This is a genomic window from Marinobacter sp. MBR-99 (genome assembly GCF_040547575.1).
Classification (GTDB): Bacteria; Pseudomonadota; Gammaproteobacteria; order Pseudomonadales; family Oleiphilaceae; genus Marinobacter.
Window position 1 is genome coordinate 130,396 of sequence record NZ_JBEPPY010000005.1, and the last position, 21,125, is coordinate 151,520.

19 protein-coding genes are annotated in these 21,125 nt (G+C 58.9%); 6 read left to right on the top strand and 13 right to left on the bottom strand.

Annotated elements, in window-relative coordinates:
- Positions 1-14 precede the first annotated feature (14 nt).
- The 4 genes from ABIE59_RS06010 to ABIE59_RS06025 form a co-directional block, all read right to left on the bottom strand.
- A complete protein-coding gene (locus tag ABIE59_RS06010) occupies positions 15-611 on the bottom strand; it encodes a TRAP transporter small permease (RefSeq protein WP_061332498.1) in 597 nt (198 codons plus the stop codon).
- 114 nt (positions 612-725) lie between these two features.
- Positions 726-1,754: a TRAP transporter substrate-binding protein gene (locus tag ABIE59_RS06015; protein WP_354445191.1), complete on the bottom strand. Its 1,029-nt coding sequence runs from the start codon at positions 1,752-1,754 to the stop codon at positions 726-728.
- Positions 1,755-2,001: 247 nt separating this feature from the next.
- Complete coding sequence (locus ABIE59_RS06020) at positions 2,002-2,325, bottom strand: high-potential iron-sulfur protein (RefSeq protein ID WP_354445193.1); 324 nt, start codon at positions 2,323-2,325, stop codon at positions 2,002-2,004.
- A 123-nt stretch (positions 2,326-2,448) separates the two neighbouring features.
- On the bottom strand, positions 2,449-2,988 hold the full coding sequence (locus ABIE59_RS06025; RefSeq protein ID WP_354445195.1) for a YqiA/YcfP family alpha/beta fold hydrolase: 540 nt from the start codon (positions 2,986-2,988) through the stop codon (positions 2,449-2,451).
- Between the two features lie 149 nt (positions 2,989-3,137).
- Between ABIE59_RS06025 and ABIE59_RS06030 the strand changes: the two genes are divergently transcribed.
- On the top strand, positions 3,138-3,641 hold the full coding sequence (locus ABIE59_RS06030) for a glutathione peroxidase (RefSeq protein WP_354445328.1): 504 nt from the start codon (positions 3,138-3,140) through the stop codon (positions 3,639-3,641).
- On the opposite strand, the gene ABIE59_RS06035 is transcribed toward ABIE59_RS06030, so the two are convergent.
- The 3 genes from ABIE59_RS06035 to ABIE59_RS06045 form a co-directional block, all read right to left on the bottom strand.
- On the bottom strand, positions 3,608-4,627 hold the full coding sequence (locus tag ABIE59_RS06035; RefSeq protein WP_354445197.1) for an LLM class flavin-dependent oxidoreductase: 1,020 nt from the start codon (positions 4,625-4,627) through the stop codon (positions 3,608-3,610). The two genes, ABIE59_RS06030 and ABIE59_RS06035, sit on opposite strands and share 34 nt — an antisense overlap.
- Before the next feature lie 146 nt (positions 4,628-4,773).
- Complete coding sequence (gene nadN / locus ABIE59_RS06040; protein ID WP_354445199.1) at positions 4,774-6,594, bottom strand: NAD nucleotidase; 1,821 nt, start codon at positions 6,592-6,594, stop codon at positions 4,774-4,776.
- 27 nt (positions 6,595-6,621) lie between these two features.
- Positions 6,622-9,099: an ExeM/NucH family extracellular endonuclease gene (locus ABIE59_RS06045; protein ID WP_354445201.1), complete on the bottom strand. Its 2,478-nt coding sequence runs from the start codon at positions 9,097-9,099 to the stop codon at positions 6,622-6,624.
- A gap of 220 nt (positions 9,100-9,319) precedes the next feature.
- On the opposite strand from ABIE59_RS06045, the gene ABIE59_RS06050 reads away from it, so the two are divergent.
- Positions 9,320-10,078 (top strand): putative 4-mercaptohistidine N1-methyltransferase, encoded by a 759-nt coding sequence (locus tag ABIE59_RS06050; RefSeq protein ID WP_354445203.1) that lies wholly within the window; start codon positions 9,320-9,322, stop codon positions 10,076-10,078.
- Positions 10,079-10,194: 116 nt separating this feature from the next.
- Here ABIE59_RS06050 and ABIE59_RS06055 read toward each other — a convergent pair whose 3' ends face one another.
- Positions 10,195-10,980, bottom strand: a complete 786-nt coding sequence (locus ABIE59_RS06055) for a GntR family transcriptional regulator (protein WP_354445205.1) — start codon at positions 10,978-10,980, stop codon at positions 10,195-10,197.
- 218 nt (positions 10,981-11,198) lie between these two features.
- Between ABIE59_RS06055 and ABIE59_RS06060 the strand changes: the two genes are divergently transcribed.
- From ABIE59_RS06060 to ABIE59_RS06075, 4 genes are read left to right on the top strand one after another with little or no spacing between them, the layout of a single operon-like run.
- On the top strand, positions 11,199-12,893 hold the full coding sequence (locus tag ABIE59_RS06060; RefSeq protein WP_354445207.1) for an L-lactate permease: 1,695 nt from the start codon (positions 11,199-11,201) through the stop codon (positions 12,891-12,893).
- Positions 12,894-12,953: 60 nt separating this feature from the next.
- Positions 12,954-13,781, top strand: coding sequence for a (Fe-S)-binding protein (locus ABIE59_RS06065; protein WP_354445209.1), 828 nt, complete (start codon positions 12,954-12,956; stop codon positions 13,779-13,781).
- A complete protein-coding gene (locus tag ABIE59_RS06070) occupies positions 13,778-15,220 on the top strand; it encodes a LutB/LldF family L-lactate oxidation iron-sulfur protein (RefSeq protein WP_354445211.1) in 1,443 nt (480 codons plus the stop codon). The genes ABIE59_RS06065 and ABIE59_RS06070 overlap by 4 nt, the downstream gene beginning before the upstream one ends.
- Positions 15,220-15,891 carry a LutC/YkgG family protein gene (locus tag ABIE59_RS06075; protein ID WP_354445213.1) on the top strand — a complete coding sequence of 224 codons (672 nt, stop codon included), beginning with the start codon at positions 15,220-15,222 and terminating at the stop codon, positions 15,889-15,891. Before ABIE59_RS06070 ends, ABIE59_RS06075 begins: the two co-directional genes overlap by 1 nt.
- Here ABIE59_RS06075 and ABIE59_RS06080 read toward each other — a convergent pair whose 3' ends face one another.
- The 5 genes from ABIE59_RS06080 to nfsA all read right to left on the bottom strand — a co-directional run bounded on the left by ABIE59_RS06080 (position 15,892) and on the right by nfsA (position 21,097).
- Positions 15,892-17,289: an NAD(P)(+) transhydrogenase (Re/Si-specific) subunit beta gene (locus tag ABIE59_RS06080; protein WP_502915335.1), complete on the bottom strand. Its 1,398-nt coding sequence runs from the start codon at positions 17,287-17,289 to the stop codon at positions 15,892-15,894. It lies immediately after the preceding gene.
- A 2-nt stretch (positions 17,290-17,291) separates the two neighbouring features.
- Positions 17,292-17,579 (bottom strand): NAD(P) transhydrogenase subunit alpha part 2, encoded by a 288-nt coding sequence (locus tag ABIE59_RS06085; RefSeq protein ID WP_354445215.1) that lies wholly within the window; start codon positions 17,577-17,579, stop codon positions 17,292-17,294.
- Positions 17,579-18,739: a Re/Si-specific NAD(P)(+) transhydrogenase subunit alpha gene (locus ABIE59_RS06090; RefSeq protein ID WP_354445217.1), complete on the bottom strand. Its 1,161-nt coding sequence runs from the start codon at positions 18,737-18,739 to the stop codon at positions 17,579-17,581. Before ABIE59_RS06090 ends, ABIE59_RS06085 begins: the two co-directional genes overlap by 1 nt.
- Positions 18,736-20,253, bottom strand: a complete 1,518-nt coding sequence (gene mqo, locus ABIE59_RS06095) for a malate dehydrogenase (quinone) (RefSeq protein WP_354445219.1) — start codon at positions 20,251-20,253, stop codon at positions 18,736-18,738. Before mqo ends, ABIE59_RS06090 begins: the two co-directional genes overlap by 4 nt.
- A 106-nt stretch (positions 20,254-20,359) precedes the next feature.
- A complete protein-coding gene (nfsA, locus tag ABIE59_RS06100; RefSeq protein WP_354445221.1) occupies positions 20,360-21,097 on the bottom strand; it encodes an oxygen-insensitive NADPH nitroreductase in 738 nt (245 codons plus the stop codon).
- Positions 21,098-21,125: the final 28 nt, after the last annotated feature.

Consider the following 21,125-nt stretch of genomic DNA (forward strand, 5'->3'; position numbering starts at 1 on the left):
GGGTTACGGCTGTCTCAGACCTCGGACTCGGTATCAGCGTAGCCATCCACCACGCCGGTCGAGAGGTAGACGTCCTTGCTGGTGAGGTTCTTGATGGCTGTCAGGAAATACTGGATGCCGGTAATGGCGAAACCGATGGGCGCCCATATATAGATGATCCAGATAGGTATGCCCAGGGCGGGCAGAATGCGACCACGGCCGTACAGGGTTTCGATGTAGCCGTAGGCGTGGTAACACAGGAAAAACATAACCACCGAAGTGAACAGGGCGATGAAGATCATCAGTACCTTTCGGGCTTTGGCGGGCAGGGCGTCGTAGACTGCGGACATCCGGATGTGGCGACCATGGCGGGCGGCGTAGCCAATGCCAGCGAAGGTGATCAGGATGATCAGGATGCGGTTGATTTCACCAGAGAAGAACAGCCCCTCTCCGAACACAAAACGCCCGATCACGTTGGCGCAGGTGTTGATAGCCATGAGGATGACACCGGCGGCGAGCATGACGGCTTCGATCTTGGCGATCCATTCATCAATGGTGCCCAGAAAGCCCGGTAAACCGGACTCATAGCTGCCGGTATCGTCTTCAACAACCTCTTGGGGATGTTCAGACATGGATTCCACTCCAGAATCATTCGCTCCCGGCGGGCAAAGACCCCGGCGGGGCGGGGGTTAAACCAGGGCCGGACATCAAGGGGTGGCTAATGCCACCCCTTGAATCCTGCCGTTTTACTGTCCCTGAACGGCTTCGAGGTCGGCCTTGAACTGATCAAGCAGCTGCTGGCCACGTTCGCCAGTCATTCGGATGAATCGCTCTTCCACCTGCGGGGCGCGGGCACGGAAAGCTTCAATCTGCTCCTCGTTCAGGCGGGTAACGGTAACCCGGTCACTGGCTGCCTGAATTTTTTCCAGGGCTTCATCAGCCAGACCATCGATATGAACGATGATTTCCTCAAAGGCGTAATCCGCGGCATCACGAACCAGTTTCTTGTCTGCGTCAGACAGGCCGTTGTAGAAATTCTGGTTCGCCATCATCGCAGTGGTGAACCAGCCATGGCCGGTGAATACCAGGTTCGGAGATACCTCGTAAAGACCGCCGGATTCAATCCAGAAAATCGGGTTTTCCTGGCCCTGGATCATGTTGGTCTGCAGGGCGCCGTATACCTCACCCCAGGGCAGCGGAGTGGGTGTGGCACCGAAGGCGGAATAGGTCTCAGACAACAGCGGGTTGGTCATGACCCGGATTTTCTTGTTGCGGAATTCTTCCGGTGAGGTGACTGGCTCGTCCACCGTGACCACCATTTCACCCTCGGGGTACATCTTCAGCAGTTCCAGGCCCTGCTCAGAGTAGAGTTCCGGGAACATCTCGTTGATGGCCTTTGACTCGCGGAAAAACGTGATAACGGTTTCCATGTCGGTCGGCATCAGGTAGGGAATGAAGAAAATCTGGGCTTCGGGAATCAGGGAGCCAGTGAAGCCCGGGGACTGGTTTACAAAGTTGAGAATGCCCGCCTGGGTTTGCTCCATGATGTCATCAGACTCGCCCAGTTCGCCGAAGCGGAACACCTGGACCGTGTGGTCGGAATTCTCCTCGACGTATTCCTTGAATTTGTAGGCGTAAACGTCCTGAACATCACCCTCGTATTCTTCATGGGCATAGCGCCAGTTAGCTGCGTTTACCGAGTTTGCCGCAGTGATCGCTGCAAAGGCGAACGCCGAAAAACCGGCCAGTTTCCTGAATTTACTTGTGTTGCTCATCGCGCTGTCTCCGTTTGTTTTTTTGCTGAAATCCTTTGTTACATTATTAAAGACTGGCAAAACATGGGGGTTTTCGCAAGGAAATGACCAAAATCAGATAATGAAGGCGACAGATTCTTGGGAGTCGCAAGTCCATGAAAATTCGATTTATTCGTCGGTCAGGCCAAGACCCGACGGGTGGGAGGGGCTTTTTTAGGGTTGGAAAAAAAGGAACGGGCGGCCGCAACAGGCCGCCTGTAACGAGGGATCAACCACCGGGTACCCAGGTGTTGCACCAGCCATTGGCATTGACCAGCACATCACTGAATTGCGGATGGCGGCAACCGCCCCAGCCACCGGATTCCTCCCCTGACCAGAACGCGCAGTTGGAACACTTGCTACCCTCCTGATACCTGGCATGTTCGCTGGTGGTCGCATCGTTCACGTAATCCAGTGCGTGGCCATCCTCGGCTTTCGGTTTCTCGGCGTGGGCTGCGGGAACGTGGGTGGCAATCCGAGCAAGCGGCACAGCCGCAACACTTAAGGCCGCGGTACGCAGGAATACCCGTCGACTTTTATTCACATCGCTCATTGGTAACTCCTCTCTCATCATGAATTTGTTGCCCTGCCCGAACCGGGTCTCTGGCAACGGCCGGGGCAGCACAACTACCCTAACAAAATGATTCGGCGACGCCGGGCGTTTGGATGACTTTTGTCAATGATTGCTGTGCCCTAACCCGCTGTTAACAAGAAAGGCCCGAAACTCATTGGCAACCCGGGAAACGCTGTGTTCCAGTCTGTGGTTATCGGGTAGCAGCAGGATTGGGAGGCATTGTGCCTGGGCCAGTTCGACAACTGGCATGGGTGGTACCACGTCGTCCTGCCAACCATGGATGATCTGGGTATGCCGGGCCTGAATGCGTGGCCGGCTCTGGGGGTAATCGGGCAGGGCCAGGGCTGGCGCCAACAGGAAGCACCCCAGTACCGGTGTGTCTGCACTGGTCTGCGCGCACACCCAGCCGCCCATACTGGAACCGGCAAGGATGGTCCGGGCCGGGTCGGCACCCGCTGCCGCCATGGCATCGCGCATTTGCCCAAGGCGCTGGGCCGGGTCTTTGGTGCTACGATGATCAATGGCTTCGGCGTGGACGCCGGCAAACGACTCCGCCACCGTTTTAAGAGCCTGGATCTTGGTACTCCCGGGGCCGCTTTCGAGCCCATGGGAAAGAAAAACGAAAGTTTCGGGTGCAGACACGGGATTTACTCCGGTGGTTGGTCAGGGACTTTGGCATTAAGTCGGGTTATGAGCGGATTGCCACTCGCAATCGTATTCTTTCTTGTCAGCAGAACAGGAGTCTAACAATGCACATGACACTATGGCAGCGGTGGTCGCTGATCGCCCTTATGGTTGCCGCCTTGCCAGCATGGGCCGCCGAGTGCCCCGCCTTTCTCGACCATGACCAGCGCAAGCTGCACTCCAGGGATTCCGTCAACTTGTGTGACCTGGCCGCCGGCCAGCCGATGCTGGTGGTGAACACCGCAAGCCGCTGCGGTTACACCGGGCAGTTTGAGGGGCTGGAAACGCTGCATCAGAAGTACCGGGACCAGGGATTGGTTGTGGTGGGCTTTGCCAGCGATGATTTCCGGCAGGAGGCGAGCACCGAAGAAGAAGCCGCCGAGGTCTGTTTCGTCAACTTTGGCGTCACCTTCACCATGATCGCGCCCGGGCCGGTGACCGGTTCCCAGGCAAACCCGGTGTTTCGCGAGATCAACCGTCAGAGCCAGCCGCCGCGCTGGAACTTCACCAAATACGTACTGGATCGGGACGGCGAGGTGACCGCCCGCTTCCCCAGCCAGATTCGCCCGGACGATCCTCAGTTAATGGAAGCCATCGAAGCGGTACTCTGACACCGGGTTTGCGCCAGAATATCGAGGGCGTGGCGGCGCTTTGCCGGGTCAAAGATATCGACAGTGAACATCAGTTCGTCCACTTCAATGTCCGCCAGCAGGTTATCGAGCTGTTGGCGGATATCACCGGCGTTGCCTGTTACCTGTAACGCCAGGAAATCCAGCACGCTGAGTTTTTCACCGGCGTTCCACAGGCCATCCATGGATTCAACCGGCGGTTTCATCCACAGGGGCTGGCCACGGAACAGAGACAGAATGCGCTGGTAACTGGTGGTGGCCAGAAACTTTGCCTGATCCAGGGAGTCGGCCGGAATGGCCGGAATGGCGAGCATGGCGTAGGGCCGGTCCAGTTGCGCGGAAGGCTGGAAATTATCCCGGTAAACCCTCAGGGCTTCCCGGTACAGCCGTGGGGCGAAGTGCCCGGCAAACGCGTAGGGCAGGCCCCGTGCTGCTGCCAGCTGGGCGCTGAACAGGCTTGAGCCCAGGAGCCAGATGGGCACCTCGGTGCCCGCGCCAGGAATCGCCTTGACTGGTTGGCCCGGTTGCAGAGGGCCGAGCAGGCTTTGCAGGCGGGCCACGTCTTCCGGGAACTGTTCTGCACCCAGGCCTTCACGGCGCAGCGCCCTGGCCGTGATCGGGTCGGTACCCGGTGCCCGGCCAAGGCCAAGGTCAATGCGCCCGGGGTACAGGCATTCCAGGGTGCCAAACTGTTCGGCCACCACCAGGGGTGGATGATTGGGCAGCATCACGCCACCAGAGCCAACCCGAATGGTGTTGGTTCGGCCAGCGATATGACCCACCAGCACAGACGTGGCGGAACTGGAGATACCTTCCATGTTGTGGTGCTCGGCCAGCCAGAACCGTTTGAAACCCAGTGTTTCGGCATGTTGGGCGTAGGCAACACTGTTTGCCAGTGTGGTGCTCACCGAATCACCTTCGCGGACGGAGGCCAGTTCGAGCAGGGAAAAGTCGGGCAGAGTGGTCATGGTTCTCCGATATCACTGAAAACAAGCGAGCACGCAACAATGGCGTTGCCGGTCAGTTATTTCAAGGATAGCGAAGAAATACGCTACGGGGGAGGCGAAGCCCGGCCAGCCGGGAATGGCTGGCCGGAGGTTACCAGGGCGCTGCTTCAGAGGGCAGGTACATAATTCTGGGTTGAATATTCGTCTGCGGACGGCTTGCTCAGGGAGCCTACCTCAAGCACGTAATCGACAAACGACTGGGCATAATCCAGGAACGTATCGGTTGCCCGGCCGTCGTCAGAAACGGCGCCAAAGGTCACATAACCATCGCGGCCGCCGGCGGTGAAGCTGTTGGTGACCACGTTCAACTCCTCGTCATCGGCCAGGGCGCGCCATCCGGCCGAATTGCGCGGGTTGACCTCAATGTTGAACAAGCGCTCGCCTTCCGGCCGGTTCATGTCCACTTCCCAGCGCAGCCCTGCCGCGTAGGGGTAGGCTCCGCTGGAGCCGCCCTCAACATGGGCAAACTCAACGGCTTCGTTCAACACCGCCCGGATTTCCGCGCCAGACATGGCCAGGTCCGTCAGGGTGTTGGCAAACGGCAGAAGCGTGTAGGCGTCGCCAATCGTGATGCTGCCAGCAAACAGGTCGGTTCGGACGCCACCACCATTCTGGATGGCCACATCGGCGTTCTTGCTCAGGAACAGGAAGGCCTGGGCGACAAGGTTGGAGATATCGCTGCCGCGGTTGGGGTCTTCGCCGGTGCAGGTGTCATCCCCATAGGGCCGACCGGGAATTCTGGCCAGGCAGAGATCTTCGGTGGCGGTTCCGATGATCCGGTTGCGGAAGTCATCCAACTGGTTGGTGTAATAAGCCAGGAGCTGCGCGGATGTCGGGTCTGGGGCTACCAGGCTGAGCTGGTCATCGGCGTCGATGGCCGCCAGGATGTCGGCGCGCTCGCTGCCTTCCGGCTGGTAGTTGTTTTCTTCGGCGTCTTTGCGCGTGAAGTTATCACCCAGGAGCAGGTGGGGCGTGCCGCTGCACGAGGTCACTACGCCGTTTTCGTCCCAGGTAACGCTGAGTTCGCCAACCACTCTTGAATACTGCCACGCCTGGGCTACGCATACTTTGTCACCATCGGCATTGGTCAGTTGAGTTGGGTAGGGCCCTGCAGCAGACAGTCCGTAGGCATCGAAGTCTCCGAGCAGGCTATGGGAATCACCACCAATAATGACATCCACACCGGACAGCGACGCTGCCAGGTTCAGGTCGTTGTCGTACTGATAATGGGTTAGCAGCACAATCTTGTTGATGCCGGCCGCCTCGAGCTCGTCAATCATGGCCTGCGTCGTTTCCATCTCATCGAGGAATTCGGTGGTCTCCAGCGGGCTGGAGCTGTTGCGGGTTTTATTGGCGATGTCGATGCCGACAATGGCCACCTGCTCACCACCGACCGATTTGATGACGTAGGGCTGGATGTAGTCATCCTCGGCAATCGGTGCCAGGGGCGTGCCAACCTGGGGCTTGACGTTGGCGGCCAGTACCGGCGTCTGGCAGCTTCCGCTATCCAGCAGATCCAGGAACGTCTTCAGCCCCTCATCGCCCCGGTCGAACTCGTGGTTGCCCAGTGCAAACGCATCGAAACACACCTGGTTCATCAGTCGGGCATCGGCCTCTCCCTCAAACGATGAAAAGTACAGGGTGCCGGTGATGGCATCGCCGGCATGAAGTTTCAGGACGTTGTCCAGGGCCGCTTCACGCTCGGCGATCTTCCCGGCCACTCGTGGAAAGCCGCCAATCGGAAAGGACGTGCTCTGCCCGGCAATCATCATGGACTGGGAGCCCTCTTCCAGATGGGAGTGGTGGTCGTTGATGTGCAGGATGTTGGCGGTAAAGCTGCTGGCTTCCGGGGTGTTGTTATTGCTGTCGCTGTTGCAACCGGCCAGTGCGACCAGGGGTAATGCAATCCATAGGGTTTTGCGAATCATGCCTGAACTCCTTGTTGGGTGACCGGATTATCGGCCTCGGATGGCGTGCACTAGAGCCAGGAAGTCCTGGCCATCCACTTTGCCGTCTGCGTTTATGTCGTAGGTTGGCACCGGGGCCTTACCGAACAGGGTTGCAAGAATAAAGCGGGCGAGGTCGCGGCCATTCACGCGGCCGTCGCCGTTCAGGTCTGCCCGGTCGGCCGCGGTGCGGGTGTCCATCTCCAGCGCCACCAGCACCGGGTCATGGTCGGAGGCGCGGTAGGGGTCCGGGGCATAGAAGCTGGCCTGTTGCTCAGGAGTTTTGAACTCGGTGTTGTAGTCCAGCGCCCGGGGTTCGTCAGCGTTGATGGTCCAGATGCTGGTGTCCTTGACCTTGCCTGCCAGTGCTTCATTGGCAAGGGCGTGATCAAGGTAGCCAGCCTGGCCGAAGAACACGTACGAGTAAGCCTGTTCGCCCTCGTGGATGGCCACCAGGTCCTGATATCCCTGTTCGTTCAGGGCGCGAATCGGATCTTCCTTGGCGTAGGCATTGAGGTCGCCGATGATCAGCACGTCCTGTTCGCCGGTGCCCGTGGCATCGTTAGCCAGCCAGTTCGCGAGCGCATTGGCGGCCTGGGTTCGCTCGGAGTTCCAGCAGCCCTGGCCATCGCCTTGATCGGCATTGGCGTCGTCGGCGTTACCACAGCCCTTGGATTTGAAGTGGTTGACCGCGATGGTCAGGCCATCCTCTGATCCGATCAATCGGAAGGTTTGAGCCAGCGGCTGACGGTTCAGCTGGTTGAACGGAGCGGCGGCGATGGTGGCGGCGCTGCCTACTGTCTCAACACGGTCTGCCCGGAAAAGCAGACCCACGGCGATCGCATCCCCGCCTAACTGTGTCAGGCCCGGGTTCACATATTGCCACTGGCTTCCCAGGGTCGCCGTCAGCTCTGCAATGGCGCTGTTGCTGTCGTAGCCGTCATTCTCGATTTCCATCAAACCGATGATGTCAGCATCCAGGGCGGTTAAGGCACTGGCGAGTTTGGCAGTCTGCCGGCTGAGTTCTTCCGGGTTGTCGGCACCACGGGCGGTCGGGAAACCACCGCCCATGCCGTCACCATTGAAAAAATTCAGCACGTTGAACGACGCCACCAGCAGGTTTCCCCGATTCTCAAGCCGTGGTTCGGTAGGGCGTGGGTTGGTCTGGCTGAAGCTGGGAGCGGTGGTTGGTTGCAATCGCCACTCGGAGAACCGGTAATCCAGAATGCCTTGCAGGTCGTTTACCGTATCGCCGGCGCGAACCGTCTGGCTGGCACTGAGCTGGGGTGAAGGGTAAGGCACGGTGGCGGGGTTCTGTCGATTACTGCCATCGTCCAGAACGATTCTGTCCAGGCCATTCATTTCGGCGACTAATGCGGCATCTGGGCCTGGCAGCGCTACGTTGGTTGGAATGAAGTGCCGTCCGCTGCCCAGGGTCAGGCTGCCGAATCGGCCAAGATCGTAGTTGTCGTTAACCACCAGCGCTTCATTGAAGACGACGCGCATGGATTCGAAGGCTTCCGGATAATCCAGATCCGGCCATGGCAGGGTCAAAGATACGGGCGGGGGCAGCTCGCCGGAACCACAGAGGGTACTGTCGATGATGTCGGTCAGCTCGGTCAGTCCCTGATATTCCAGTATCTTGCCGGCGATCCGGATTCGTTGGCCGGCCTCTACTGCAAGATTGGGTGCAAAGACGAAAATGCCTTCGGATGTCCTCGGATCGTCATCCCTGTGCTGCAGTTCTTCTTCCATAAAAAAGCCGCCCAGTTGTCCGTCTCCGTTGAAACTGGCGGTGACGACCGCTTCAATAACCGCCGTCTGGCCAGCCAGCGGGCTCTGGTCCGTAAAGCCCTGGATATCGGAAATACGGGTTACCTCAGCGCCACAGGTGAGATCCGGAGTGTCTGGTTCCAGCGGTCCATCGCCACCAACGCTGGCTTGCCCGAGATCTGAAAAATCATCCTGTGGGAAGCCATCGAAGACGATGGCAGGATCGTAAGCATCAAAAGGATTGATGTCTGGCAGGGCATTGGCCTTCCGGCGCAGCGTGCGGTTTTGTGTTCGGATATCCCCGGTACCCCAATAGCTGCCGGGGTCGAAGCCAACCTGGCCAATACTGTCTGCCACAGCGCCACCTTTTAGCAGCACGACTGCGTCGTCGCCGTTGAACAGCCCTGCCCCGGTGGTTTGATCGGCCACTGCCAGAATCGCCGGGTCTGCACTGCTATGGGCGAAGATAAAGTTGGTGCCCGGTGCCACATTGCCGGTCAGGTCGAAGGTCTGACCAGCCACGTCCGACCCGTTGAAGTAAACCTGGAGTTCCCAGGCCGCCAGATCAATGCTGGCATCGGTGGTGTTCAGTAACTCAATAGCTTTGTTGTTGCTGGAGCCTTCAACGTATTCGCTGATAACCAGCCCTGCATGAATCGGGCCGGCCAGAAAGCCGCTGATGGCAGTGGCCAGCAGTGTATGCTTCATCGTCATGGTTCTGTCCCTGAGTCATTGTTGGTTAGCGGGAAGTCCGCTACGGACAATCTGGCGAACATCTGTGACGATGGCGTGTGATTTGTGTGAAGGGTGTTTTGCCGGATAGTGACAAGGGTTCGGCGAGCACGACGAACGGGATTCCGGCCCCAGGCTGTCAGTATCGAGAATTCGCGTTACAGTGAAGCCGCGCTATGCGAACCGAGCAGAGGAGAAACAGGTGAACAATCCCAGCGATTACTATGAAAGCGATACCACCCTGGCCCAGTATCTGGAGTTTCACTATGGTGAGGCCTGGCATGGCGAGGCGAATTTCCCGAAAGAGCTGGCGGATGCTGCTTTTGAGGCACTGAACGGGCGTGAAACCTGCCGGGCGCTGGATATCGGCTGTGCGGTGGGGCGAACCGCTCTGGAACTGGCCCGCCATTTTGATCATGTCGATGGCGTCGATTTTTCCCAGACCTTTGTGAACACCTGCCGGGATGTTGTGGCCAGCGGTATGGCCCGTTACGCCAGGCCCGAAGAGGGTGAGCTGGTGAGTTATCAGGAGCGCTCACTGGCGGCACTGGGTCTGGCAGAAGCGGCTCAACGCGTCGCTTTCCACCAGGGAGATGCCTGTGATCTGGGGCAGGGCTACCGGGATTATGATCTGGTACTGGCGGGTAACCTGATCGACCGGTTATACAAGCCGTCCCTGTTTCTTGAAACCATCCACGAGCGGATCAATGATCTGGGTTTGCTGGTGATCGCATCGCCTTACACCTGGCTGGAAGACTACACGCCAAAATCCGAGTGGGTGGGCGGTTACCTGAAAAATGGCGAGCCTTTCACCACGCTCGATGGCCTGAAAGACATGCTGGCACCTCATTTCAGACTGCTGGGCGAGCCCAGGAGCCTGCCGTTCGTGATCCGGGAAACCCGCAACAAATTCCAGCACAGCTTTTCCGAACTGACCATCTGGGAAAAGTTGCCGGCCTGACGAGCGCTGTCACTGAACGGTCATGTTCGGGTGTTAATTTAAAGACTCATCAGGACGACACGCATTGTGTTGGTGCATCGTGTGAATACTTTGGCCGGGGAACTCCCCCGGTTTTTTTACGCCTGTTCGTCAGCGTTGTGCCGTTCCCGGCGCAAGGCCCGCTGTTTTCGCCGTTCATTTTCCGAGTGTTCCGAGATGGTCTGCTGGACAAACTCGATGTGGTGGCCGGCAATGGCCCGGGCATCCTCGGCCCTTCCTTCCATGATTGCCTGAAACAGCCGGGAATGCTGGTCTACCAGACCCTGCCGGGTTTTGGCGGCTCTGGCATACATACCGCCGATATTGGTCACGATGTTGTTCTTGAGCATGTTGAACAGGTTGCGCATGGTGTGCATCAGCACCACATTATGGCTGGCCTCGGCGATGGCCATGTGGAAGCGGGCGTCAGCTGCGCCTTCCGCCTCCAGGTTATTGCCGGAGCTGTCGCGGTAACAGGCATCCAGGGCGGTCCAGGCTTGTGTGAGGTACTGGCGATCAACCTCTGTCGCTCTCTGCGCTGCGTAATAGGCGCAGTCTGCTTCCAGTGTGCGGCGAAATTCCAGCAGGTCGCGATGGGCCTCCGGATGCGTCTCCAGCAACTTGATCAGTGGGTCACTGAAACTGGCGCCAAGCGTTTCGGTGACAAAGTTGCCGCCCCCCTGGCGACTGTTGAGCAGGCCTTTGGCGGCCAGTTTCTGGATTGCTTCCCTTAACGAAGGCCGTGACACACCAAACTGCTCTGCCAGCACCCGTTCCGGAGGCAACCGCTGGCCCGGCTGTAATGTGCCTTCAAGGATCATGGTTTCCAGTTGCTCAACGATGGTGTCGGCGAGGCGCCTGGGTGCGACCTGATTGATGGTCATGTATGGCTCCAGCTGATGCATAAATTGGTCTGACCAATAAATCTTAGCCTGCTTTGTCCTTGTTTTCCCAATGAATACTCCGGGCAATTAGACGAATGTCGAAGATGCTGTTTTTGACAGCCTGAAGGGTGATCAAATAACGTACTCGGAAAGCCTTGTAAATTGGTATTACCAATTATCCAAAAATAGCATCCAACAACAATACTCTGGAGAAAAACATGTCGTCCGGATTGCTCGCCCTGTTGGCATTTGCCCCGATTCTGCTGGCCGGAATCCTTCTGATTGGCCTGCGTTGGCCAGCCCGTCGCGCCATGCCCGTGGTGTTCCTGGTTACTGCGCTGATCGGTTACAGCGCCTGGGATATGACCCTGAACCGTATTCTGGCCTCTACCCTGCAGGGGCTGGTGATAACCATTGGTCTGCTGTGGATTATCTTCGGCGCCATTTTGCTGCTGAACACCCTGAAACATTCGGGGGCCATCACCACCATCCGGGCCGGCTTTACCAACATCACCCCGGATCGCCGTATTCAGGCAATTATCATTGTCTGGCTGTTTGGCAGCTTTATCGAAGGCGCCTCTGGCTTCGGCACGCCGGCGGCCATTGCCGCGCCCCTGCTGGTGGCTGTGGGCTTCCCGGCCATGGCGGCGGTGATGCTGGGCATGATGGTGCAGAGTACGCCAGTATCCTTCGGCGCCGTGGGTACTCCGGTGGTGGTTGGGGTAACCACCGGTCTCGACCGGGCCACGATTACCGAGCGGCTTGAGGCCGTAGGCTCCAACTGGGAGGCCTACCTGCAATTGATCACCTCGGAAGTGGCTATTACCCACGCCATCGTCGGTGTGGTCATGCCGTTGCTGATGGTGACCATGATGACCCGCTTCTTCGGCAGGAACAAAAGCTGGAAAGAAGGGCTGGAGGTGCTGCCATTCGCCCTGTTTGCCGGTGTTGCCTTTGTGGTGCCCTATGCCCTGACCGGTGTGATTCTGGGGCCGGAATTTCCGTCTCTGCTGGGTGGCCTGATTGGCCTGGCGATCGTGACCATGGCGGCTAAGAAGGGCTTCCTGATGCCCAAAACCGCCTGGGATTTTGCCGACCGCAAGGACTGGCCCGCCGAGTGGCTGGGCAGTATCGAGATGAAGCTCGAAGACATCGCGGCCAAGCCCATGAGTGGTTTCCGCGCCTGGGTGCCTTATGTGCTGGTGGGTGTGGTACTGGTATTGAGCCGGACCGTCGACCCGATCAAACAGGCCTTCACCAGCGTTGGTCTATCGTTCTCCAATATTCTGGGTGAGGCTGGCATCAATGCCGGTGTTCAGCCTCTTTACCTGCCGGGCGGCATCCTGGTGATGGTTGTTCTGGCAACGTTCTTTATTCATCGCATGAGCGCTCGTGCCCTTGGCAATGCCGTCAAGGAATCCAGTGGTGTGCTGTTGAGCGCAGGCTTTGTTCTGCTGTTTACGGTGCCGATGGTGCGGATCCTGATCAACTCGGGCGTTAACATGTCTGACCTTCCCAGCATGCCGCTGGCCATGGCCACCTGGGCCGCCGACGCGGTTGGCGGCATCTACCCGCTGCTGGCTCCGACCGTGGGGGCGCTGGGTGCCTTCCTGGCCGGCTCCAATACCGTCTCCAATATGATGTTCAGCCAGTTCCAGTTTGGTGTTGCTGAAAGCCTTGGCCTGTCTACTGCCCTGATGGTGGCGGTGCAGGCGGTGGGTGCCGCCGCTGGTAACATGGTGGCCATCCATAACGTGGTAGCGGCCTCAGCCACGGTGGGCCTGCTGGGCCGTGAAGGCCAGACCCTGCGCAAGACCGTGTGGCCGACCCTATACTACCTGTTGGCTACCGGTTTGATTGCGCTGCTGGCGGCCTATGGCCTGGGTGTGATGGACCCGTTAATGAGCCGGTAACGCAGACATAACGATGACGGGCGAGCGGCCGATGGCCGTATCGACCGGAGGCAATGACTGATGAGTGAGCTGTTCTACGATGCCGCCCCGAACGCCACCCGTGTGGCCCCGGAGCGCCCCAAGCCTCGGAGTTACCCGGCCAAGCCGACGGAGGTCACGCTGTTTGGTACCTGCGTGGTGGATCTGTTCTTCCCCGAAGCCGGTCTGGATGCCATCCGCCTGCTGGAACGGGAAGGCATTCGCGTGCACTTTCCCCAGGAGCAATCCTGCTGCGGCCAGCCCGCCTGGACTTCGGGTTACGTGAACGAGGCCCGGGAGGTGGCGCGGGCACAACTCAACCTGCTGGATAATGGCTTGCCGGTGGTGGTGCCTTCCGGTTCCTGTGCCGGTATGTTTCGGCAGCATTATCATGAAGTGTTTGCCGAAGAACCGGATACCCTCAAGCGTGTTGAAAGCCTGGCCGAGCGCACGTTCGAGCTGACCGAATTCCTGCTGCACGTATGTAAAGTGGACTGGCAGGACCTGGGCCAGCCCACGCAGATTGCCCTGCACACCTCCTGTTCTGCCCGCAGGGAAATGAACACCCACCTGCATGCCCGTGAGCTGTTGGGCAAGCTGGCGAACGTAGAGCGTCTGGACCACGATCATGAAAGCGAGTGCTGCGGGTTTGGTGGTACTTTCTCCGTGCGCATGCCGGAAGTCTCCGGCGCCATGGTACTGGACAAAACCCGCTCGCTGCGGGAATCCGGCGCGGCGGAAATGATCACCGCCGATGGCGGCTGCCTTCTCAACATCAATGGTTCCCTGGAAAAACAGCAACAGGCCTTCCGGGGCCGGCATCTGGCCAGTTTCCTGTGGGAGCGGGTCAGTGGCGAGGTGACATCATGAGCCAGCGTATACCGGTCAAAGAACTGACTGACAGTTTCCGTGGCCGTGCGGTAGGCGCCCTGGCCGACGACCAGCTGCGCACCAACTTCCGGGTGGCCATGGATTCGCTGATGAAAAAGCGCGCCGATGCCTTCCCGGACGAAGACGAGCGCGAAGGCCTGCGGGAACTGGGCAACCACATCAAGGCCCGGGCCCTGTCCCGATTGCCCGACTTGCTGGAGCAGCTGGAAGCGAAGTTGACCGACAACGGTGTAAAAGTCCACTGGGCGGAGACTACCGAAGAAGCCAACCAGATAGTTCATGCCATAATCGAATCCAAAAAGGGATCTCAGGTGGTGAAGGGCAAATCCATGGTCAGCGAAGAAATGGAGATGAACGACTACCTGGCCGGGCGCAACATCGAGTGCCTGGAGTCCGACATGGGCGAGTACATCGTCCAGCTGGATGGCGAAAAGCCCTCCCACATCATCATGCCGGCCATTCACAAGAACCGCTTCCAGGTCTCCAAACTGTTCCACGACAAGCTGGGTGTGGATGAAACCGAGGATGTAAACGAGCTGATCCAGATTGGCCGGCGCACCCTGAGGCAGAAGTTCCTGGAAGCGGACGTGGGCGTATCCGGGGTTAACTTCGCCATCGCCGAAACCGGCACTCTGTTGCTGGTGGAAAATGAAGGCAATGGCCGCATGAGTACCACCGCACCGCCGGTGCACATTGCCGTGACCGGCATTGAAAAGGTGGTGGAAAACCTGCGGGACGTGGTGCCCCTGTTGTCGCTGCTGACCCGTTCCGCGTTGGGCCAGCCCATCACCACCTACGTGAACATGATCTCCGGCCCCCGCAAGGCGGATGAGCTGGATGGCCCGGAAGAAGTCCACCTGGTGCTGCTCGACAACGGCCGCAGCGGCGCCTTTGCCGATGCCCAGCTGCGCCAGACCCTGAACTGTATCCGCTGCGGCGCCTGCATGAACCATTGCCCGGTGTATACCCGGGTGGGCGGCCATACCTATGGCGAGGTGTATCCGGGGCCGATCGGCAAGATCATTACGCCGCACATGGTGGGCCTGCACAAGGTGCCGGATCATCCCAGCGCGTCGTCATTGTGTGGTGCCTGTGGCGAAGTGTGCCCGGTGAAGATTCCGATTCCGGAGATGCTACAGCGATTGCGGCAGGAGAACGTGAAAAGCCCGGCGGAGCATCCGGAAGTGAAAGACGGCGGTGCCAAATACTCCCGCAAAGAGCGTGTGATTTGGCGCTTCTGGGCCAGACTGAACACTTCGCCGATGTTCTACCGGTTGTTCCTGTGGGGCGCGACCCGCTTGCGCAAGCTGGCACCGAAAAACGTCGGCCCTTGGACCGAGAACCACTCAGCACCGGTGCCGGCCCGCCGGTCGTTGCACGATCTGGCCAAAGCCCATCTGAATCAGGGGGATCGGTGATGAGCGCCCGCAGCAATATTCTCAACAAACTTCGTGCCGGCCTGGCGGGCACCACGCCCCGGCCTGATGATTTTGACGAGGGCCTGGTTATCACCCCCTGGCAGTACGCCCCGGAAGACCGGATTACCCGCCTGCGCTCTTTGATGGAAGCGGTACACACCGAGGTTCATCAGGTCACCAGTGCCCAGTGGCCTGCCAAAGTGCAGGAATTGCTGGAGAGCCGGGGCTTGGGCAATCTGCTATACGCTCCAGGCACCGCCCATGGCAGACAGCTGGCGGCACACTGGCAGAGAAACGGTGCGACATCGCAGTTGATGGTCTACGACCGCCCCATCGAGGAATGGAAGGAAGAGCTGTTCTGGAAAGTGGATGCCAGCATCACCGGCACCGCCGGCGGTATTGCGGCCACCGGCTCCCTGGTGCTCTGGCCGGACCGCCACGAGCCGCGCCTGATGAGCCTGCTGCCGCCGCTGCACATTGCCCTGCTCAAGGCCAGTGAGGTGGAAGATAACCTGTACGGCATGATGCAGAAACACCACTGGTCCGCGGGTTTGCCCACGAACCTGTTGCTGGTCTCCGGCCCGTCCAAAACCGCGGATATCGAGCAGGTGCTGGCGTACGGTGCCCATGGCCCGAAAGAGCTGGTGGTCCTCATCCTTGAGGATGCCTGATCAGAGATCCTTGATTGCGGCGGTGGTTGCCTGAAGTACTTCCTTGGCATCACCTTTCACCATCAGGCTGTTGTCACGAATAAACAGGCCGTTGGGAATGCCAGCGAAGCCAGCGGACAGGCTTCGCTTGACCACCACCACGGTTTTTGCCTTGTGAACATCCAGGATCGGCATGCCGAAGATGGGTGAGCTCGGATCTTCGGCGGCGGCCGGGTTCACCACGTCATTGGCCCCCAGTACGATGGCCACATCGGCCTGTGGCAGCTCTGGATTGATCGCGTCCATATCCTTGAGCTGACCATAGGGGATCTCGGCTTCAGCCAGCAGCACGTTCATGTGCCCCGGCATACGCCCGGCAACCGGGTGAATGGCGTAGCTGACCTTCGCACCACGGCCTTCCAGTTGATTGGCCAGTTCCTTGACCGCGTGTTGGGCCTGCGCCACCGCCAGGCCGTAACCCGGTACCATGACGACATTGCGGGCGCCGTCCAGCAACAGGGCCAGATCATCGGGGGTGGCGTATTTTACCTTGCCATCGTAGAACTCGCCCTCGTCCTGCTTGCTGGCACTGTTGCCAGAGGCGCCGAAGACGCCACCGAACAAAACGTTGGGCAGGGACCGATTCATGGCTTTGCACATGATGGCGGTCAGAATCAGCCCCGAGGCGCCCACCAGAGACCCGGTGATGATCAGCCCCTGGTTGCCCAGCACAAAACCGGTTGCAGCGCCGGCGAGCCCTGAGTAGGCATTCAGCAGAGCTACCACCACCGGCATATCGGCACCGCCAATGGGCTGTACCAGTCCAACCCCGAGCAGCAGGCAAAGGCCAATGAGTGCGGCCAGTGCCAGCGGGCTGGTGCTGGCTTCAGCCGTGAAAAGCACGGCGCCAATGAGTGCGGTAACCAGTGTGACCAGGGTGACGCTGTGCCAAAGACGGTTATTGCGGCTGTCACCAAGGTTGCCTTTCAGTTTCAGCACCGCCACAACCGAACCGGTCAGAGTGACGGAACCAATGATGATTGAGGCAAGGATCGCTGCCGTCCAGCCACTGTTGCCAGCGCCGGACACTGCAACAGTTTGCATCCAGGTGCTGGCAGCCACCGCAACAGATGCGCCACCGCCAATACCGTTCAGGCTGGCCACCAGTTCAGGCATTTCGGTGGTGGCGGTGCGCCGGGCCAGCCAGATACCGATACTGCCGCCTAGGATCATACCGGCGAGGATAGCGGTGTAGTTGATGATTCCCTGGTGCAAGAGGGCGGAAACAACGGCGATTAGCATACCGATGGCGGCGATCTGGTTGCCGCGCACGGCTGTTTTTGGGCGGGTCATCCCTTTAATTCCAAGGATGAAGCAAACCGCCGCAGCCAGATAAGACAGGTTGATGAGTGCAAACATGATTATCCCTTACGCTTGAACATATTCAGCATGCGATCTGTAACCATAAAACCGGCTACGATGTTGATGCTTGCCAGTGTCACGGCAATAAAGCCAAGCAGCCCGGCAACATTGGGGGAGAGTTCTGAGCTGCCAGCACTGATGATGGCACCCACGATGACAATCCCGGAGATGGCGTTGGTGCCACTCATCAAGGGTGTGTGGAGTGTTGGCGGCACTTTGTTGATCAGTTCAATGCCAACAAACAGTGCCAGGATGAAGATGGTGAAGCTGAGGACAAACAGTTCCATCAGGCGATTTCCTTGTTTTCGGTGGGTTCGGTGTTCCGGGCGGAAGGCTTGGCGTCGTGAAGCACCTGTCCGCCCCGGGTGACCAGGGTTGCCGACACAATGTCGTCCTCTGGGTCAGGGACAAGCTGCCCGGCTTCGGTCATGTTGAGCAGGAAGGCGGTTAGGTTTCGGGTCAGCAGTTGGGAAGCATGAACCGGCACGCGGGAAGGGTGGTTGGCATGCCCGACAACCGTGACACCATCCACAACGACTTTTTTATTCAGCACGGTCCCTTCAACATTGCCGCCCTTATCGGCCACCAGGTCGACAATCACCGAGCCGCTCTTCATGCGATGGATCATATCGCTGTCGATCAGTTTTGGTGCCTGCTTGCCCGGAACCGCCGCGGTCGTGATCACCATGTCTGCCCGTGCAACACAATCCGCCAGTTGCTGCCGCTGTGCCGTATAGAAGGCTTCGCTCTGGGCTTTCGCATAGCCGCTGTCGCCGGTGGTCTCTGATGACGGCACTTCGATTTCGATAAAATCGGCTCCCAGGCTCTGAACCTGCTCTTTTACTTCCGGTCGCAGGTCATAAGCCTCAACAACGGCGCCCAGGCGCCGGCCCGTGGCGATGGCCATCAATCCGGCAACGCCGGCACCGATGACAAGTACCCGGGCCGGGTGAATGGTACCGGCAGCGGTCATCAGCATCGGGAAGTATCGTGGCAGTGCCATGGCACCGCTGAGGACGGCCCGGTAACCGCTGATACCCGCCATGGCACTCAGCACATCCATCGGCTGCGCCCGGGTTGTTCTGGGCACAAGATCCAGCGCAAACGCCTGTACGTTTTTGGAGGCAAACCGCTCCAGTAGTGGCTTGTTGAACCAGGGGTTCAACAAGCTGATCAGCGTACTCCCTTCCTGAATAAGCTCGGCTTCCTCAGTGGTGGGAGCCAGCACTTTGAGAATGATCGATGCCTGACGGTACAGTGCGCTGGCATCGTCCGCGATGATCGCGCCGGCATGGCGGTAATCATCATCGGTAAAGTGCGCGGCCAAGCCTGCGCCGCTCTCAACGATGACTTCGTAGCCAGCTTCGAGCAGCGTTGAAACACCGGTTGGTATGATGGCGACCCGGTTTTCATTAGGGGTTCGCTCACGGGGTATGCCAATCATCATGCGTAAAGGCTCCGTTCAGTTTGAGTGTTTTCCATGCTGTTACCCAACGCAAGCGCGCTGAGAGTGTGCTTGCGGATGTCGGCCAGAAGTTGGTGATCCTGCTGCAGCGACTGGCCATAGCTGGGAATCAGTGCCTGAAGGGTTTGTAGGGAGGCGCCCTGAACCAGTTCGGGCAGGCAGCGCTCTATCACATCGAGCATGGCGGCGACGCAGGTGGACGCGCCGGGGGAGGCGCCCAGCAGCGCTGCCAGACTGCCATCGCTGGTGCTCAGGACTTCCGTGCCGAACTCCAGTGAACCGCGGCCCTGGCTATCGGGTTTAATGATCTGCACCCGTTGCCCGGCTCTCACCAGCTTCCAGGCGTCGGGATCAATGTCCGGGATAAAACGCTGCAGCTGCTCAAGGCGCGATGATTTCGGGCTGAGCGACTCCTTGATCAGATAGCGGGTCAGTGGCCAGTTGTGGATAGCCACATCAAGCAGCGGCTTCAGGTTGTGGTGTCTTACTGACCGAACCAGATCCATCACGCCACCTTCTTTGAGAAAGCGTGTTGTGAAACCGGCGAAGGGACCGAACAGCAGAGCAGCCTTACCGTTGATAAAACGGGTATCGAGGTGCGGAACAGACATGGGCGGAGCACCCACCGGGGCCTGACTGTAGACTTTGGCGTTGTGCTGGAGCGCCAGGCTCTGGTCATTGCAAGCCAGCCATAGTCCGGAAACGGGGAAGCCGCCATACCCGCGGGCTTCCTGAACCCCCGCTTTTTGCAACAGGGGCAGCGCGGCGCCACCGGCGCCGATAAAGACAAAGCGGGCCGTGAGAACCTGTTGTTCGCCACTCTCATGATTGGCAAGCGTCACCCGCCATCCGCGGTTGTGACGTTGAAGTCCCGTCACCCGGCGCTGAAGGCGGATATCGCAGGCCCCGGACTGGGTGAGTGAACGCCCCAGCAGGCGGGTCAGCGAGCCGAAATTGACATCACTGCCATGCGGTACGCGGGTGGCTGCCGAGGGTGTGAATGTTTGCTGCGCTCCGTGGATCAGAGGCAGCCAGTCTGAGAGTGTCGAATCCTGATCGGTGAATTCCATACCCTGGAAAAGTGGGTGAGCCTGCAATGCGCGGTGCCTGGCGCGCAGGAACCGGCAGTCGTCCTGGCCTTGCACCCAGCTGAGGTGAGGAACGCTGCGGATAAAGTCGTCAGGCCCCGGCAGCAGGCCTTTTTCGACGAGTGAACTCCAGAATTGAAGGGATATTTCAAACCGTTCATTGATGGCCAGAGCCCGGTCAATGGCGACGCTACCATCACCCTGTGCCGGGGTATAGTTGAGCTCGCAGTAGCCGGCGTGACCGGTTCCGGCATTGTTCCAGGCGTCGGAGCTCTCGCCGGCCAATTGCCGGCCCTGCTCGACCAGTGTCATCGAGCGCGAGCTGTCCAGCTGTGAAATAAGAGACGCCAGCGTAATGCTCATTACGCCGCCGCCAATCAGAAGTACATCTGTATCGAAGCTCGCCATAGTATGACCCTTTCGGTAGCAAACGAATAAAAGGGTGCATACTTTAGTCGAACGTCTGGTTCGTAAAAATCGTGTTTCTTGGTATTAAAGGATCGAAAAAACCGACCTATTTCAGGCCGAAGCCTCTTTTATTCAGGAACTCCTTCATGTGCGGCCGGAGCTTGCTGGTAAACAGCGGCTTGAGCTGTTCGGACCAGCTGGTGTCTTTGTTGCCGCCGGTGCGCTCGCGGTAATAGCGGGCCATTGTATCGTCGAAGCTGGCCACCAGCCGCTCGTCAGTTGAGTCGTCGTAGCTGTCTTCCTTGAGAATGGCTGCCAGGGGCAGGCGCGGCTTCACTTCCGGTTGCTGGTCCGGATAGCCCAGGCACAGACCAAATACCGGGTACACATGTTCCGGTAATTTGAGTAGATCGCTCACTTCCTGCGGGTTGTTGCGAATACCGCCAATGTAGCAGATACCCAGTCCTTCCGATTCAGCCGCGACCACCACATTCTGCGCAATCAGGGCGGTATCAATGCTGGCCACCAGCAGTTGCTCGGTCATACCACGAATCACATCCGCTCCGGCTTTCTCTGCCGATTCGGTGGCCCGCTTCATATCGGCGCAGAACACCAGGAAATCCGAGCAGGTCTCTACATAGGCCTGGCCGCCGGCCAGTTCAGCCAGCTTCTTTCGCTTCTCCGGATTGACCACATGAATAATGGTGTAGGCCTGCACGTGGTTGGAGGTGGCTGCGCATTGCCCGGCTCGGATCAGCTCTTCAAACAGATCCGGGGGAATTCTCTGATCCTTGAATTTCCGGATGGAGCGGTGAGATTTCAGGAGTTCGATCGTCGGATTCATAGAGCCTCTCTGTTGCGGATAAACGAAG

Bases quoted from the DNA above. Each gene is read 5' to 3' on its own strand.
- ABIE59_RS06010 (WP_061332498.1), bottom strand. From the start codon at position 611: ATGTCTGAACATCCCCAAGAGGTTGTTGAAGACGATACCGGCAGCTAT.
- ABIE59_RS06015 (WP_354445191.1), bottom strand. From the start codon at position 1,754: ATGAGCAACACAAGTAAATTCAGGAAACTGGCCGGTTTTTCGGCGTTC.
- ABIE59_RS06020 (WP_354445193.1), bottom strand. From the start codon at position 2,325: ATGAGCGATGTGAATAAAAGTCGACGGGTATTCCTGCGTACCGCGGCC.
- ABIE59_RS06030 (WP_354445328.1), top strand. From the start codon at position 3,138: ATGGTTGCCGCCTTGCCAGCATGGGCCGCCGAGTGCCCCGCCTTTCTC.
- ABIE59_RS06035 (WP_354445197.1), bottom strand. From the start codon at position 4,627: ATGACCACTCTGCCCGACTTTTCCCTGCTCGAACTGGCCTCCGTCCGC.
- nadN (WP_354445199.1), bottom strand. From the start codon at position 6,594: ATGATTCGCAAAACCCTATGGATTGCATTACCCCTGGTCGCACTGGCC.
- ABIE59_RS06045 (WP_354445201.1), bottom strand. From the start codon at position 9,099: ATGACGATGAAGCATACACTGCTGGCCACTGCCATCAGCGGCTTTCTG.
- ABIE59_RS06055 (WP_354445205.1), bottom strand. From the start codon at position 10,980: ATGACCATCAATCAGGTCGCACCCAGGCGCCTCGCCGACACCATCGTT.
- ABIE59_RS06060 (WP_354445207.1), top strand. From the start codon at position 11,199: ATGTCGTCCGGATTGCTCGCCCTGTTGGCATTTGCCCCGATTCTGCTG.
- ABIE59_RS06065 (WP_354445209.1), top strand. From the start codon at position 12,954: ATGAGTGAGCTGTTCTACGATGCCGCCCCGAACGCCACCCGTGTGGCC.
- ABIE59_RS06070 (WP_354445211.1), top strand. From the start codon at position 13,778: ATGAGCCAGCGTATACCGGTCAAAGAACTGACTGACAGTTTCCGTGGC.
- ABIE59_RS06075 (WP_354445213.1), top strand. From the start codon at position 15,220: ATGAGCGCCCGCAGCAATATTCTCAACAAACTTCGTGCCGGCCTGGCG.
- ABIE59_RS06080 (WP_502915335.1), bottom strand. From the start codon at position 17,289: ATGTTTGCACTCATCAACCTGTCTTATCTGGCTGCGGCGGTTTGCTTC.
- ABIE59_RS06085 (WP_354445215.1), bottom strand. From the start codon at position 17,579: ATGGAACTGTTTGTCCTCAGCTTCACCATCTTCATCCTGGCACTGTTT.
- ABIE59_RS06090 (WP_354445217.1), bottom strand. From the start codon at position 18,739: ATGATGATTGGCATACCCCGTGAGCGAACCCCTAATGAAAACCGGGTC.
- mqo (WP_354445219.1), bottom strand. From the start codon at position 20,253: ATGGCGAGCTTCGATACAGATGTACTTCTGATTGGCGGCGGCGTAATG.
- nfsA (WP_354445221.1), bottom strand. From the start codon at position 21,097: ATGAATCCGACGATCGAACTCCTGAAATCTCACCGCTCCATCCGGAAA.